Below are 14,960 nucleotides of genomic sequence, written 5' to 3'. Positions count from 1 at the left end.
GCTAGTTTTTCTCCAGTTCGCGGAACATCTCGATGGCCCTCACCCGTGCAACGGCATGATCCACCATGGGGGCCGGATAATCCTGCCGCCCCTTGAGCCGCAACCAGTCGTGGGGCTCGTGGAGATAGGCAGCAGGCACATCCGCCAGCTCAGTGACCCAGGTACGAATGAACTCCCCTTGTGGATCAAATCGTTGCCCCTGGGTGGTGGGGTTGAAGACCCGGAAATAGGGCGCCGCATCGGCCCCGGTCCCCGCCGCCCACTGCCAGCCACCATTGTTGGCCGCCAGATCCCCGTCGATGAGCCGACTCATGAAGTAGTCCTCCCCGAGCCGCCAGTGGATGTGGAGATCCTTGGTGAGGAAGCTCGCCACTATCATCCGCAGCCGGTTGTGCATCCAGCCCGTGGCGTTGAGGCAGCGCATGGCCGCATCCACCACGGGGTAACCGGTGCGCCCCTCGCACCAGGCGGCGAAGGCATCCGGATCCCAGCTCCACGGCAGGGCCGCCGTCTCCGGCTTGAAGGGGCGGTTCATGGAGAGGCTCGGGATCAGCACCAGCAAGTGGCGGTAGAACTCGCGCCAGATGAGCTCGTTGAGCCAGACAAAACCGGGTTGTGCCTTCGACTGGGGCCGGTAGCCGAGACGCTGCTGCAGCGCCCCCACGCACTGGCGGGCACTGATGATGCCCGCCGCCAGATAGGGGGAGAGCACGGAGGTGCCCGCCAGCGCCGGAAAGTCCCGGGTCTCGCCGTAATCGAGCACCGCCTGATCCAGAAAAGCGTGCAACCGGCGGCTCGCCTCGGCCTCCCCCACCGGCCAGCGGGTGTCCGGCGTCAGATCCCCCAGCCCGTCGTCCACCCACTCCCGCTCGGCCAGGGGCAGCCACGGCAACGGCTCGCTGCGCTGTGCGGGGGCACGGTGAATGACGAAGCCATCCTCCTCGAGAGCCTTGAGCCAGGCGCGGCTGAAGGGGGTGAAGACCTTGAACATCTCCCCCGACCCGGTCAGCACCCGACCGGGCGGCAGCACGCAGCAGCCGTTGAACCAGTGGCTGGTCAGGCCCTGCTCCCCCAGCGCGGCGCTGACGGCGTGGTCGCGGCGCAGCTCGTCAATCTCGATGGCCTGGTTGGCGTAGAGCTGGCTCACCCCGAGCTCCCGGCAGAGCGCCGTCAGCGCCGTCGGCACCTCGGCAAAGGTCTCGACCCGCAGCAGATGAAGCGGAATGCCGAGCGCCGCCAGCTCGCGGCCCATGGCATCCACCTGTGCCAGCATGAAGCGCTGGCGGACCGGGGCCAGCTTGTGCGTCTGCCACTGGGTCGGCGAGACGATGAAGAGTGCGGCGACCGGTTCATCTCCGGCGCAGGCGTGGCGCAGGGCCGGGTTGTCGGCCAGACGCAGATCGTTGCGAAACCAGACCAGCCTCATGACGGTGTTCTCCCGCCCTTGCCCTTCGCCTTGGCAGTGCGGGGCGTCGCACTGACCTCTGCCAGGGTGGCGTGCCAGTTGCGGGCACGCCGCCACGGCTCATCGTAGAGGCGTCCCAGCTCGCCAAAGAAGCGGGTGCCCTCAGGCCATTCGGCGGCCTGGTCCTGCTTGCCGAGCCCGGCCCCCAGCAGGATCAGCCAGGGGGGAGTGGCGCGCCCCTCCAGCAAGGTGGCATGGCGGGGCTCCACCGCCCCCAGCAGTTGCACCTCATATCCCTGACCGATGAGCTCATACGCAGCCCAGACCAGATCCAGCGGCCCCACCTGCCCCCAGCTTGCCAGGGTGACGGGGACGCCCTTCTCCTGCTCGATGAGGTGGCGGGCGAAGCGGGTATGCAGCCAGCCGAGCCACACCTGTTGCAGCAACTCGCCATCGGGGCGCTCGCGCCACAGCCCCAGCAGCCGCTCCACCAGGGGTTGCAGCACCCGGCTGCGCACCAGCTCGAAGGGGTAGCTCGCCAGCAGATCGCCAAGCTCGGCCTCCGCCTTGCGCTGGTTGAAAGCGAGCAGCGCCTGGCTGAACTGCTCCAGGGTCTGCTGCCAGTGATCGCTCACCGGCGCACTCTGGGGCTCGCTCAGCAGCCCCTTCACCTGACCTATGCTCACCCCCCGCTCCAGCCAGCTCAGGATCTCGCCTATCTGGCGGATATCCTGCTCGCTGTAGAGGCGATGGCCCTTCTCGGTTCGGGCCGGTTGCACCAGCCCGTAACGGCGCTGCCAGGCGCGCAGGGTGACGGCGTTGACACCGGTGAGGCGGGAGACCTCGCGAATGGGGTAGACGCCCTCGTCGGGGAGAGGCGCGGCTGCTTGTGATTCATCAGACATGAGAGAGTCCATCAGACGTTGGGAAGAGGCCCCGGTCATCCACCGGGGCCTGCACAGGGTGTTCAGAGCCCGTAGCGTAGCTTGAGCGTGTCGGGATGAAGGTCGAGGTAGGCCTGATCGGCCAAATCCAGCCACACCTTCACAGCCCGTAACGCAATTTCAGCGTGTCGGGATGAGGATTGAGGTACACCTGCTCGGCGAGATAGGGGTTGGGGTACTCGCGCAGGTAGTGGCGGATCAGGGTAAGGGGCACCAGCAACGGGAAGACCCCGGTGCGGTACTTGTCGATGGTGTCGCACAGCTCCTGCTTCTGGGCCGGGGTCAGCACCCGCTTGAAGTAGCCCTGCAGGTGCATCAGCACATTGGTGTGGCTGCGGCGGTTGGCGCGAAGAGTCAGCGCCGCCATCAACCCCTGGATGTAGCTGTCGGCCACCTCCTGCAAGTTGGCCTTGCCAAGGTTGGCGAGCAGGCGCCCCAGCGCCCGGTAGTGGGTGGTGGCGTGGGAGAGCACCAGGTACTTGTAGCGTGAATGGAAGCGGATCAGGGCTGAGGCGGTGATCCCCCGGGCGCAGAGCTGCTGCCAGTCGTGGTAGGCGAAGACCCGCAGCACGAAGTTCTCCCGCAGGATGGGGTCGCACAGGCGGCCATCTTCCTCCACCGGCAGCAGGGGGTTGGCCTCCATCAGCGCTTTGGCGAAAAGGCCGACACCCTCCTTGGCGCTCCCCTCGTTGTTGGCGCCATAGATGCGCACCCGCTCCATGCCGCAGCTGGGGGACTTGGCGCAGAGGATGTAGCCGGAGAGGAAGTCGAGCTGGCGTGCCTTCTGCTCGCTGAAGGCAATCAGCTTGTCGGTGACGTCGAAGCTGCCGTTGCTTGCCTCGGCCCGCACCTCGCCCTGGCGCTTCACCAGCCGGATGGCGGCGCGGGGTGCACCCAGGCCAATGGCCATCTCGGGGCAGACGGGGTGATAGTCGAAATGGGCGCCCAGATCCCGTTCGCAGAAACTGGATCGTTTGTGGCCCCCGTCGAAGCGCACTTCCTGGCCGAGCAGACAGGCACTGATACCGACCTTGATCTTGTACATGATGAAGCCCCTTGTATAAGCCTTGAGTAAGTTATAGCAGTTATACAAAAAATTGGAAGCTGTATAACTATTGCGAACTGATACGGCCAGGGGGCGGCGGGCGGATCAGCCCCCATAAAAAAAACCCATGACCGAAGTCATGGGTAAAGGTGAAGACCCTGCAGGAAGGATGATCAGAAGCTGTATTTCACACCCAGGCTGGAGATGGAGCCTTTTTGCAGATCCCAGTTGCGATAGGTGTAGTCGGCGGTGAGGGCCAGGTTCTGGGTCAGCTTGTACGCCGCCCCCGCCTTGAAGTCGTGCATGTCGTCGGTCATGTTGGCGTAGCGATAGCCGGTGGAGAGCTCGACGGCGCCGATGTCGTAGCGCAGACCCACTTCTCCATAGAGGCTGCCGCTCTTCTTGCGGGCCAGGGTATCCCAACCGGAGTGGTTCACGTCGGAAGCCAGCTCCCGTTCCAGGCTGTAGCCCATCAGGCCGGTTTCACCGTAGAGGTTCAGGCCGGTGCTGAGGGGGGTGTAGACACCCATCCCCAGGCTGGAGATGGCCATGCTGTCGTTGCCGCTGCTGCGGGAGGTGTATTCGCTGCCGATCCGGCCATAGACATTGCTGGTGAAGCTCTTGGAGAGATCCAGGCTCAGGCCGCCGAAGTCGCGGTTCTCCCCATCCTTGCCACCGATGTAGTCAGACTTGGTGTGGGCCAAGGTGGCAGAGCCCTTGGCATAGCTGAAGGCATCTTGCGCCAGGACGGAGGTGGAAGAGAGACCGGCCAGAACCAGAACAGACAGTGCGATCTTTTGCATTTTGTTGACTCCATGGGTTGAGTTAGGCGGACCTAACTGGAATGGAGCCATTGTGACGGGCAAAGGGGGCAACGCCGAGGAGCAAGCTGTTGCCAAACCATGTCAGATGTAAGCGGATATTGCTGGCGGTTACCGGTGCAACACTCTGCGGGGGAGCGAGGGCTCCCCCGCCGTCATCCTAGCGGAACTCCACCTCGTCGATCTGCACCCGCACCAGCGGCTTGCCGGTGAGGCCGGCGGGTCGTGCCAGCTCGATGGCCCGGGAGGCGCGTGCCTCCCCCTTGCGCAGGTAGGAGTCAGGCAGGCGGTTCTCCCCGACCCAGAAGCGCACGGGTTCGGTCGAGAGCTGCACCCCGTCGGCGCTGAACAGGGTCAGGCTGCCGTTGACGCGCACCACGTTGCGACTGCCGGTGTTGCTCACCACGAACTGCAGGCTGAGGGGATCGTCCCCCGCCACCTGGTCCAGCTTCACCGTGATGCCGTCCCGGGTCGCCTGGGAGAGCAAGTCGGGATGGGCCATGGCCTGCTCGGTCAGCACCGGGGCCGCGACACTCGCCGTCACTGCCTGACCGGCTACCGTGGCTGCCGGCTTGACCAGCAGGTATTCCCAGGTGAAATCGTCATTGAGTTGCACCTGGCGACCATCCGGCAAGGTGATCTGGTGCAGGGAAGCCGCCTCGGCCAGCAGAGGGCACAGACAGAGAGCGACCAGCAGTCGGGAGAGGGGTTTCATGGGCAGGCACTCGATAAAGGATGCGAAGGGGGCAGTATAAAGAGTCGTGCCCTCCTTGCCTATGACCCCCCTCACGTTACGCCCCGGATCAGATGACCAGGGGGTGGGGATCCTCCAGCGTGGCCAGATCCAGGGTCACCAGATCGAACTGGGCACTCCTGAGGGCCTTCTGGATGGTGGGCTGCATGTCGAACACCAGGGCCCGCAGCCGTTCGGGCACCCGGATCCTCGCAAGGGTGGTGACCCTGTCACCCAGGGTATGGAAGAAGACCTGGGCTCCCCCCAGCCCCATGTCCACCAGCATCTGCTCGGCCATGTCGACCATCCGCAGGTGCCGCCTGTCTAGGGAGGTCATATCGACAAAGCGCCGGCTCAGGCAGGCCTCCCCCACGTCTCCCCAGAGCGCCAGTTGCCGCTTGTGAAAGCCGTAGCGAAAATCCCGGTTGGTCATCCCCTGCTCGGCAAAGATCCAGAGGGTGTTGGCGGGCAGGCTGTGGAATCGGCGCAGGTACTCCCGCTTCTCCTCCACCGAGGCCGACATCAGCAGCGGCGGGCCCTCTTCATGTTCGAGCTGCTGGCAGAGGTAGCGCACCGGGTCGGTCACCTCGGCGAGGTGGCCCAGGTGCGCGCTGAAGATCATCTCGTCGGTCTTGAGCACCTGATGGGGGATGCCGTAGTGCCGGCAGTAGCGCTGTGCCCTGGCCACCGACTGGCGGCTGAGGGTGGGGTTGTCCAGGGTGATGGCGCGAAATCGCACCCCGCTGGCCCGGCACAGATCCATGCTGTAGCAGGATTCCAGTCGGCCGGAGAAGGAGACAAGCAGTTCGCTGTAACCGGCCAGGATGTTGATGAGCCTCTGTTCCCTGGCTTGAAAGGTCTGATCGTATCCCCGATGCAGCGCAACGACATTGGCATCCATAACAACAACTCCGGATGATGAACTGGATACCAGTTTGCCCGCACCAAGCTGAATATACACTTAAAGAGCATGGATAAAGCTGTACGTTATTTGCCCTCAATCAAGGTTTTGCACACTTTTTTCGCTGCGAAGCGAAACTGGCTCTCCTCAGGCAGGCAACAACCCCTGAGCGATCAGATACGCCCGGCACCGGGCCGGATCGGTGAAGATCAGCCCCCGCAGACCGAGCGCCTCGGCCGCCGCCACGTTGGCCGGGCTGTCGTCGATAAAGAGGCACTCCCCAGCCTTGAGGTCGAACGACACCAGCAGATAGCGGTAGATGTCGGGCTCGGGTTTGAGCATCCGCACCCGGGCCGACACCACCTTGCCGCTGAAGAAGCGCCAGAAGGACTGATGCTGCTCCAGCCAGTCGATGCTGGCGTGCCCCATGTTGGAGAGGGCATAGAGGGGGTGGCCTGCACCGTGCAGTTCTTCGATGAGCGCCACCATGGCAGGATCCGGCACAAGGGAGGACGGCACCGCCTGCAAGATGGCCAGATTCTCCGCCATCGACAGGCCGATGCGCCCCTGCGCCTGACGGGCCATGGTGTGCAGGGAGAGGGTCCCCCTGTCCACCTCCAGCCAGTCCGGGTGGTTGAACAGCTGCTCCGCGATCGCAGTCGCCCCCTCGGGTCCGCGCACCCCACTCACTATGGCCACCGGATCCCAGCGCACCACCACCCTGCCCAGATCGAAGATCACCGCCATCGTCTCGTCCCCTCTATGTGTTGTTGCCACGGATGTGGTCACGGCGGTTGCCATAAACAGGGACCAGAACGACGCTCACTCTCCCCCGGCAACCCGAGCCACCACCCTGCCCCGTTCAACGCCCCCGGGCAAGTTTTACTTGCATCGCACCGCCAAATCCCTTAATGGTTATGGCGTTACATTCAGGACACGCCCATGAACACACCATTCTTCTTTGTTTTCTCGTTTACCCGGCCCACATGAGGGAAGGCCCGTCGTCACGTGAACCATTCGCGTAAACAGAAACCAAAGACGAATCGAGCCTCCCCAGCGGAGGCTTTTTTTTGCACCACACACCACAGAATCACTGGATAGGGAACCACCATGGCAACGCTCGACGAGATCAGACACGACATCACCCAGTTGGATCAGGAGCTGCTCGCCCTGCTGGCCAAACGCAAGACCCTCAGCATCGAGGTCGCCCGCGCCAAGCAGGCCAATCCCCGTCCCATCCGTGACCACCAGCGCGAGCAGGACTTGCTGGTCGCCCTGATCCAGAAAGGGCGCGCCCTCGGACTGGATGCCCAGTACATCACCCGCATCTACCACACCATCATCGAAGACTCCGTGCTCTCCCAGCAGGCCTACCTGCAGAGCCTGCTCAACCCCCAGCAGCAGGAGCCCATGACCAGCGTTGCCTACCTGGGACCACGCGGCTCCTACTCGAGCCTGGCCGCCCGCAAGTACCTGGCCCGCTACAAGGATCAGGTGATCGAGGTGAACTGCCAGAACTTCCGCGAGGTGCTGGACACGGTGGAGTCGGGCCGCGCCGCCTTCGGGGTGCTGCCCATCGAGAACACCAGCTCGGGCTCCATCAACGAGGTGTACGACGTGATGCAGCACACCACCCTCTCAATCGTGGGTGAGCTCACCTATCCCATCGAGCACTGCATCCTCACCGCCGTGCCCACCGAGATCGAACGCATCAAGACCTTCTACGCCCATCCCCAGGTGTTCCAGCAGTGCTCCCATTACCTCAGCAAGCTGGAAGGGGCGCGCCACGAGATCTGCGACTCCTCCTCCAGCGCCATGATGAAGGTCAAGGAGCTGGCAAGCCCGGAAGCGGCGGCCATCGGCAGCGCCGCCGGCGGCGAGCTCTATGGCCTGGACGTGCTGGCCGAGCAGCTCGCCAACCAGAAGGAGAACTACAGCCGCTTCATAGTCGTGGCGCGCAAGCCCATCGACGTGGCGCCCCAGATCCCGGCCAAGACCACCCTCATCATGTCCACCTCCCAGAAGCCGGGCTCCCTGGTGGAGGCGCTGCTGGTGCTGCGCAGCCACGAGATCAACATGACCAAGCTGGAATCCCGTCCGGTGCAGGGCAACCCCTGGGAGGAGATGTTCTACCTGGATGTCTCCGCCAACCTGCAGACCCCGGCCATGCAGGCCGCCCTGCTGGAGCTGACCAAGATCACCCGCTACATCAAGGTGCTGGGCTGCTACCCGAGTGAAGACGTCAAGCCGACCGCCGTGCCGCCCGTCTTGATGGGAAGCTGATGGGGAGCGGATCCCGCCCCTGCCACACAAAGGCGAGCCCCGGCTCGCCTTTGTGCTCTATGCGCCCTCCCCGTGAGACGCGGCCCAGTCCCGCCCTTCCCTTCCGGCGTTAAACCGCCCTCCACCCCCTTCCTCGTGGACCCGGGATCCTGGCGCTGCTGTCTTTCCACTCACCATCAGGCCATCTTCCTCCCGTTGCGGCCCCCTTTTGCCGCCTGCCGGGCCTTTCTATCGTTTGGCTTTATTTAACGACATGGCTATATCGTTAGATTTCCCTAAACAAAAAAGGCCGACATTCCGGCGCCCGGGCGCCTCTTGTACTACCTCAGCCCCCTTTTTCCTCGCCACAGGCCGGATCCCGCCCGGCCATCAACTCCGTTTCTCCTGCCGAAGACCAGTTCCCCACCAAGACGCCAACCCCGGTTATCCTCCCCAGGCCCAATGCAGTCCAACGCGCCAACCCCGGTTATTCCCCGCAGATCCGAGCCCCTTCCCGACCAAACAAAAAGGCGAGCCTGCGCTCGCCTTTGTCTGTGCCGTGATGATCGCCGGGCTCATGCCGGCGCCCCCCGGACCCGCCCTAGAACTGGCCCGCCATCAGCTGGTTCAGGTGATAGAGGTTGCGGGTGTCGAGCTCCAGCTCGGTGGCATAGGTGTTGCCACGGGGATAGGTCGCCACCACCCGGGCACCGCGCACCATACCCGCCACCGACACATCCAGGGAGTTGGAGGTCTGGGTCAGGTCCTTGTAGCTGCTCTGGCCGCGCACCTGCTGGCCGTTGAGCTGCTCCGCCAGCTCCCGGTAGGCGTCCATCTTGGAGGCGCGGATCGCCTGCAACATCTTCTCGGACTGGGAGGGACCGGGCTGGATGTCGATCACCGCATACCCCACCGCCTTGAGCACCGGGAAATCATCGGGCTTCTCGCCCACGTCATAGTTCACCACCCGGTTGCCACTGCACGCCGTCAGCAACATGGCCATCAGGCAACCCAACAAGATTTTCATCGCTGTTTCCCCGTTTTCCTGTTCACCACACCCGATGTTTCACGGCTCAATGTCAGCCAGCCCGCTTCACGCTTCATGACGCGCCACCTCAAGGGGTCAGGTTGACCAGATGGCCGGACGGGCTCTGGCCCCCCCGCATCAGGTAACCGCGATTGATGGAGGCCCGGCCAAAGGAGTTGCTGGCACCGGACAAATATTGTTTCGGGATCAGGCTCTGGGCCGTGGTCTCCACCATCTTGGTGCGCAGATCGATGATGCGGGCGTTGACCAGGATCCCCTGCTGATTGCGGCTGAAGGTGCCGGTCAGGATGCGGGAGATGGGCAGCCGGGACGAGAGATCCTTGTAGTTGCGGCTCATCACGAAATCCCCCTGCGGGGTCACCTGGATGTTGCCCGTGGTCTTGAAGTCCACCACCACCTCACCGCGCCGGTTCAGCTCGTAGATGAAGCTCTCCTCGATCTGCTGCCCCATCCAGTTGGTGTCCTTCAGGGTGTCGAGATCGACAAAGGAGGCGACCGCAATGGGCTCGGTCAGGGTCGTGAGGGACTTGCGCTCCATCAGCTGATCCGTCATGCGGGCCACCAGCCAGTTGAGCTCCATCCCCTTCGCCGCCTGGCGGGGGTCTCCCAGCTCCCGATTGATGGGGTCGGCCGACCCGCAACCGACCAATGCCAGCGCCACCGCCAGCACCGTGATAACTCTCTTCATGGATACCTTTCCTGTATCTGCACCTGACCTGTTATCGGTCGCAACCGCCAACACTTGAGGCGGGAATGCGCGCAGGATCCTCGATGATCCCCGGGCAAAGGCGCGCACTGTGCCACCGGAGCCTACCGCGCGTGCTCCGGCCAGGGAAGAAGGCATGGTTCTTGCTTTTATTTGGTCACCCGCTCCGGTGCAGACCGGATCTGTGTCCAGGATCCCTGACCCGCCCCACCGGCGGCAGCGGGGTCGCCCACTCAAGGTGTTTGTTATGAAAGTTTCGCTGCTGTTCACCCTGCTGCTGGCCAGCCTGTCGGCCAGGGCCGAACTTATCGAGGCCCAGGGCAGTGCCGCCATTCTGGGGGGCGACGAGGTCTACGCCCGCGAGCAGGCGACCCGGGATGCCCTGCGCCAGGCGCTGCTGGCCAGCGGTGCCTCCGTCTCCAGCATCCAGCGCCTGGAAAACGGCAGCCTGCGCTCCGAGCAGATCCAGATCCGCTCCGGCGGCGACATCCGCCAGTACCGCCTCAAGCGCGAAGAGGTGCGCAACGGCCGCATGTACATCACCCTCGTGGCCGACATCCAGGCGGAGCGGCAGATCTGCCAGACCCAGCACTACGCCAAGGATTTGACGCTGGTGCGTCTGCGCATGCGCTACCCGGACCAGGCGAGCACCGGTGCCCTGGACGACATGCCCGCCGATCTCTCCCGCCGGCTGTTTGAAACCCTAGCGACGACGCCCCAGGTGGTCGCACGCCAGTGGCTGGACGAGAACCTGCGCATCGACCCTCTCCATCTGCAACAGGGGGATCGCAGCGCCCTCGAGGAGATCAAGGCCCTGAGCCTGCGCACCGACAGCCAGTATCTGGTGCTCGGCAGCATCGACGACCTCTCCCTCGAGCCCCAGGGCAACGCCCTCACCAGCTGGTATGAGGATCCCGTGCGCAATTTCTCCATGCAGCTCTACCTGTTCGACGGCATCAACGGCAGCCTGCTCGGCCGCAAGGAGTACAAGGGCCGCGCCAACTGGACCTTCTCCAAGCGGGAACAGGTGGGCAGCAGCGGCGGCCAGTTCTGGCAGTCGAGCTTTGGCCAGGAGGTGGGCTACCAGTTGAAGGAGGCGGCCCAGGACATCGCCGCCGAACTCGCCTGTGCCCCCGTCACCGCCCGGATCGTGGCCCAGCACGAGCGCGGCCCCCACATCAACCTGGGCCGTCGCAACGGGGTCAAGCTCGGGGACCAGTTCCGGGTCCAGCACAGCGCCGACTTCGTCGACCCCTATGGCAAGTCCAGGGTGATGCGCAACCCCGCTGACGGTCTGTTCGAGGTGGTACAGGTGTTCGAGGATGGCGCCATCATCAGCAGTCAGAACAAATATTCGCCGTTCAATGTCCAAATCGGTGACCTGGCCGTATTGGAATAGGAATCAAGGGTTTAAAAGCACAATGCTTCTTGTATAATGCCCGCCACAAGGTTCCCGTAGCTCAGCAGGATAGAGCGGTCCCCTCCTAAGGGACAGGCCACTGGTTCGACTCCAGTCGGGAACGCCATACACAGCAAGGGGCTGGCATCGTCATGATGCCAGCCCCTTGTGCGTTTCTGCGCCATTTCCCCTGCATCCATGGCGGCCAGGTCCCGCCCCCCCCCCTCTTCAATGTCTCACTGCCACCAACAACCCCGCGAGCCCCACCAAAGATGATCCCGGCCATCCCCCGGTAGTTGCCACTCCCGGTGGCGGTACACCGTCATCTACCCTTGAAGGGCGCCGTCCTGCAGGACGGCCCTCCATTCGCCGAGACACAGAGAAGGACATCATGGGCAGCAAACGAAAATCCAGAACGGAAGAACCGGTCGTGGCCGAGGCGCAAAAGCCCCTTGGCAACAAGGTATACGAAAAGGCGCTGCGCCTCTTGCACGTGGAGCTGGTCAGGCTGCAGCAGTGGGTGGTGCACAAGGGGCTCAAGGTCTGCATCGTCTTCGAGGGGCGCGACGGGGCCGGCAAGGGGGGCACCATCAAGGCGATCACCGAGCGGGTCAGCCCCCGGGTCTTTCGGGTCGTCGCACTGCCCGCCCCCACGGAGCGGGAGAAGAGCCAGCTCTACTTCCAGCGCTACATCCCCCATCTGCCGGCGGCGGGGGAGATCGTCATCTTCGATCGCAGCTGGTACAACCGGGCCGGGGTGGAGCGCATCATGGGCTTTTGCAGCGAGGAGGCGAGCGACAAATTCCTGGCTGGCACCCCCATGGTGGAAAAAGCCCTGGTGGACTCTGGCATCATTCTGCTGAAGTACTGGCTGGAGGTGACCCCACAAGAGCAGGAGCGGCGGTTGCGTGATCGCATCGACGATGGCCGCAAGATCTGGAAGCTCTCCCCCATGGACATCAAGTCCTTCGATCGTTGGGATGACTACACCCGGGCGCGGGATGCCATGTTCATCGCCACCGACACCGCCTGGGCCCCCTGGTTCGTGGCCCACTCCGAGGACAAGAAACGGGTGCGCCTCAACATCATCTCCCACCTGCTGGCGCACATCCCCTACGAGGCGCTGCCGGCGGAGCCGGTGAAGCGGCCCAAGCGCAAGATAGGCAAAGTCAAACCATCGGAGCACCCGCTTCGCATCGTGCCAGCCCTCTTCTAGCCAGAGGGGGTGAGCCCTGGCTCACCCCCTTTCCCTTCCTGCCCCAAGGGACAACCGGCGCTGCCGGTATCATCCAATGGCTTGTTGTTGCTCACGTTTTCCCGTTTGCCTCCCCTATACTTCAGCGACATTCAGGTCTGGCCGAGCGAGGAGGCCCCCATGTTGCGACTGTTTGCCCTGCTGCTTGTCTGCCTGGTGCTCCCGGTGCGGGCGCTGACCCTGACCCCGGTGGCGGGGGAGCTACGCCACCCCTGGGGGCTCGCCTTGCTGCCGGATGGCGGCTACCTCGTCAGCGAGCGCCCTGGGCGCCTGCTGCGCATCGACGCGGGTGGCAACCGCCATGTGGTCTCCGGCCTGCCGCCCCTCGCCGCCACGGGCCAGGGGGGTCTGCTCGATCTCGCCCTGGACAGCGATGGCTGGCTCTATCTCAGCTACAGCGAGCCGGGGGACGGGGGCGCCGGCACCGCCGTGGCCCGGGCCCGGCTGCAAAAAGACGCCCTCGTCGACTGGCAACTGCTGTTTCGCCAAGAGCCCAAGGTGGCTGGCGGCGCCCATTTCGGCTCTCGCCTGGTGCTGACGGATGACCACCTCTTCATCACCCTGGGGGATCGCTACAGCGAGCGGGAGCGGGCCCAGACGCTGGACAACCACCTCGGCAAGACAGTACGCCTGCACAAGGATGGCCGGGTCCCCGCCGACAACCCCTTCGTCAAGACGCCGGGGGCCCTGCCGGAGATCTGGAGCCTGGGCCATCGCAACATGCAGGGGGCGGCCCTGCGTCCGGGCAGCCAGCAGTTCTGGGCTCACGAGCACGGTCCCCAGGGCGGGGACGAGGTCAACCTCATCCTGCCAGGCCACAACTACGGCTGGCCCAGAGTGACCTTTGGCGAGGAGTACGGGGGCGGCAAGATTGGCGTGGGCCAGAGCGCGCCGGGCATGACGGCACCGCGCTGGATCTGGGTGCCCTCCATCGCCCCCTCGGGCATGGCCTTTTATCAGGGGAACCTGTTCAGGGAGTGGCAGGGGGATCTGTTCGTCGGCGCCCTGCGCGGTCAGACCTTGTTGCGCCTGCACCTCGACGGAGACAAGATAGTGTCGGCAGAGCGGCTGCTGACCGATCTGGGGGAGCGGATCCGTACCGTCAAGGAGGGCCCCGACGGCGCCCTCTACCTGTTGACGGATTCAGGCCAGGGGCGCCTGCTCAAACTGACCCCATAGCATGAAAGGAGCAAGGATGAAGACGAATCGCATGCTGCTGGTGCTCTGCGCCAGCCTCTGGTTGCTGGGCTGCAACACCATCCACGGGATGGGACGGGACATCGAGAAGGCGGGGGAGGTGATCCAGGGCTCCGCCAACCTGGCGGAGGAGCCGGCGGCAGAGGGTCGCTGATCCCGGCCGGGTGACGCTGTGGTTCGCCGCCTGTCGCCCCTTTCCTTACCCCTGTTCGGCGCTGGCCACCAGACTGGCCAGCGGCGCCATGGTCACCCTGACCCCGTGCTGTGCCAATGCCTCGCGGGCGCTCTGGGGCAGTTGCTCGTCGGTGATCACCTGATCGATCGCATCCCAGCTCACCACGTTGAAGGTCCCCACCTTGCCATATTTGGACGAATCGCAGATGAGGATGCGGGTCGCCGCCGACTCCACCACGGCCCGCTTCACCGGCACCTTCTGTTCGCTCGGGGTGGAGATCCCCTGACTGTCCCAGGAGGAGGCTGACAGGAAGGCGATGTCCAGATGGAGGTTGCGCAGGAAGTGGGCGGTGGCCTCCCCGGCACAGGACTGGTTCTCGCGAATGACCTGACCCCCGGTGTGATAGAGGCGGCAGCGGCCGTGCTCGATGAGGTAGGCGCACACCATGAAGTCGTTCGTCACTATCATCAAGTCTTCCCGAAGCGCCAGCTCCCGGGCCAGCTCCAGGGAGGTGGTACCGGCATCCAGATAGACGGTGCTCCCCTCGCTCACCTGGGCGGCGGCAAGCCGGGCGATCGCCAGCTTGGCTCCCTGCATCAGGCTGCGCTTGGCGGCGTGTGAGGGCTCGCTCTTGATCCGCTGGGAGAGGCTGACCCCGCCGGAGACGGAGAGCACCCTCCCCTGCTCCTCCAGCTTCTGGATGTCGCGCCTGATGGTCATGTGGGAGACCTGCAGCCAGTCGGTCAGCTCCACTATGCTGACCACGCCGCGCTCTGCCAGCAGTTGCAGGATACGTTGCTGTCGCTCTACGGGAATCATCTTGCCTCGCGCCTCGGGAAAAGGAAGGTGCCATTCTACCCCAGCGACCTGGGAAAAAATGATAAATAACCTGAAACGGGCTCACAAATCACATTTATTCACACAAAAAACACCAAAATTTGACTCGAAAGAATCTCAATCCTCATAAATAACAAAAATTAACACGAAATAAGTTATTTTTTGTGATGCCTGCCTGATATTTCATCGCCGCAAGCCTCTACTATCTGCTCATCAGTCGTAATCGAGGAAT

The 14,960-nt window shown here is 63.9% G+C and carries 15 protein-coding genes, 1 tRNA gene and 1 other annotated feature; of the genes, 6 read left to right on the top strand and 10 right to left on the bottom strand.

Translation table 11 applies throughout. The features are described from left to right. Position 1 precedes the first annotated feature (1 nt). The 7 genes from phrB to PG879_RS06160 form a co-directional block, all read right to left on the bottom strand. On the bottom strand, positions 2 to 1,426 hold the full coding sequence (gene phrB / locus PG879_RS06190) for a deoxyribodipyrimidine photo-lyase (RefSeq protein WP_202041094.1): 1,425 nt from the start codon (positions 1,424 to 1,426) through the stop codon (positions 2 to 4). Next, entirely contained in the window at positions 1,423 to 2,310 is an 888-nt protein-coding gene (locus tag PG879_RS06185) for a MerR family transcriptional regulator (protein ID WP_111896709.1), read from the bottom strand. The genes phrB and PG879_RS06185 overlap by 4 nt, the downstream gene beginning before the upstream one ends. 139 nt (positions 2,311 to 2,449) lie before the next feature. After that, the gene (locus PG879_RS06180) at positions 2,450 to 3,394 is read right to left on the bottom strand and encodes a YbgA family protein (protein ID WP_010673317.1); all 945 of its coding nucleotides are present in this window, start codon (positions 3,392 to 3,394) and stop codon (positions 2,450 to 2,452) included. 173 nt (positions 3,395 to 3,567) lie between these two features. Further along, positions 3,568 to 4,197: an outer membrane beta-barrel protein gene (locus PG879_RS06175; protein WP_210601702.1), complete on the bottom strand. Its 630-nt coding sequence runs from the start codon at positions 4,195 to 4,197 to the stop codon at positions 3,568 to 3,570. 178 nt (positions 4,198 to 4,375) lie between these two features. Further along, a complete protein-coding gene (locus PG879_RS06170) occupies positions 4,376 to 4,930 on the bottom strand; it encodes a DUF3157 family protein (protein ID WP_210601703.1) in 555 nt (184 codons plus the stop codon). 88 nt (positions 4,931 to 5,018) lie between these two features. Then, positions 5,019 to 5,849 carry a hypothetical protein gene (locus PG879_RS06165; RefSeq protein WP_069651771.1) on the bottom strand — a complete coding sequence of 277 codons (831 nt, stop codon included), beginning with the start codon at positions 5,847 to 5,849 and terminating at the stop codon, positions 5,019 to 5,021. A gap of 147 nt (positions 5,850 to 5,996) precedes the next feature. Continuing rightward, positions 5,997 to 6,596 (bottom strand): HAD family hydrolase, encoded by a 600-nt coding sequence (locus PG879_RS06160; protein WP_210601718.1) that lies wholly within the window; start codon positions 6,594 to 6,596, stop codon positions 5,997 to 5,999. A gap of 191 nt (positions 6,597 to 6,787) precedes the next feature. Beyond that, positions 6,788 to 6,921: a sequence feature (Phe leader region), on the top strand. Positions 6,922 to 6,959: 38 nt separating this feature from the next. On the opposite strand from PG879_RS06160, the gene pheA reads away from it, so the two are divergent. Continuing rightward, positions 6,960 to 8,132 carry a prephenate dehydratase gene (gene pheA, locus PG879_RS06155; RefSeq protein WP_010673312.1) on the top strand — a complete coding sequence of 391 codons (1,173 nt, stop codon included), beginning with the start codon at positions 6,960 to 6,962 and terminating at the stop codon, positions 8,130 to 8,132. Between the two features lie 580 nt (positions 8,133 to 8,712). On the opposite strand, the gene PG879_RS06150 is transcribed toward pheA, so the two are convergent. Together PG879_RS06150 and PG879_RS06145 are read right to left on the bottom strand one after the other, a co-directional pair. Further along, positions 8,713 to 9,138, bottom strand: a complete 426-nt coding sequence (locus tag PG879_RS06150; protein WP_010673311.1) for an LPP20 family lipoprotein — start codon at positions 9,136 to 9,138, stop codon at positions 8,713 to 8,715. A gap of 88 nt (positions 9,139 to 9,226) precedes the next feature. After that, a complete protein-coding gene (locus PG879_RS06145; RefSeq protein ID WP_010673310.1) occupies positions 9,227 to 9,847 on the bottom strand; it encodes a FlgO family outer membrane protein in 621 nt (206 codons plus the stop codon). Positions 9,848 to 10,112: 265 nt separating this feature from the next. Here PG879_RS06145 and PG879_RS06140 point away from each other — a divergent pair, with 265 nt between their 5' ends. The 5 genes from PG879_RS06140 (at position 10,113) to PG879_RS06120 (ending at position 13,870) form a co-directional block, all read left to right on the top strand. Continuing rightward, positions 10,113 to 11,264, top strand: coding sequence for a flagellar assembly protein FlgT (locus PG879_RS06140; protein ID WP_039041370.1), 1,152 nt, complete (start codon positions 10,113 to 10,115; stop codon positions 11,262 to 11,264). A gap of 50 nt (positions 11,265 to 11,314) precedes the next feature. Beyond that, positions 11,315 to 11,391 (top strand) — tRNA-Arg (locus PG879_RS06135). A 264-nt stretch (positions 11,392 to 11,655) separates the two neighbouring features. After that, positions 11,656 to 12,480 (top strand): polyphosphate kinase 2, encoded by an 825-nt coding sequence (gene ppk2, locus PG879_RS06130; RefSeq protein ID WP_210601704.1) that lies wholly within the window; start codon positions 11,656 to 11,658, stop codon positions 12,478 to 12,480. 159 nt (positions 12,481 to 12,639) lie between these two features. Further along, a complete protein-coding gene (locus tag PG879_RS06125; RefSeq protein WP_210601705.1) occupies positions 12,640 to 13,698 on the top strand; it encodes a PQQ-dependent sugar dehydrogenase in 1,059 nt (352 codons plus the stop codon). A 16-nt stretch (positions 13,699 to 13,714) separates the two neighbouring features. Beyond that, the gene (locus PG879_RS06120; protein WP_210601706.1) at positions 13,715 to 13,870 is read left to right on the top strand and encodes an entericidin A/B family lipoprotein; all 156 of its coding nucleotides are present in this window, start codon (positions 13,715 to 13,717) and stop codon (positions 13,868 to 13,870) included. A gap of 45 nt (positions 13,871 to 13,915) precedes the next feature. Here PG879_RS06120 and PG879_RS06115 read toward each other — a convergent pair whose 3' ends face one another. Beyond that, positions 13,916 to 14,710, bottom strand: a complete 795-nt coding sequence (locus PG879_RS06115; protein WP_010673300.1) for a DeoR/GlpR family DNA-binding transcription regulator — start codon at positions 14,708 to 14,710, stop codon at positions 13,916 to 13,918. Positions 14,711 to 14,960: the final 250 nt, after the last annotated feature.

This window comes from Aeromonas sp. QDB63 (assembly GCF_027707425.1).
GTDB classification, from domain to species: Bacteria; Pseudomonadota; Gammaproteobacteria; order Enterobacterales; family Aeromonadaceae; genus Aeromonas; species Aeromonas caviae.
This window is presented reverse-complemented; position numbering and strand designations above follow the sequence as displayed.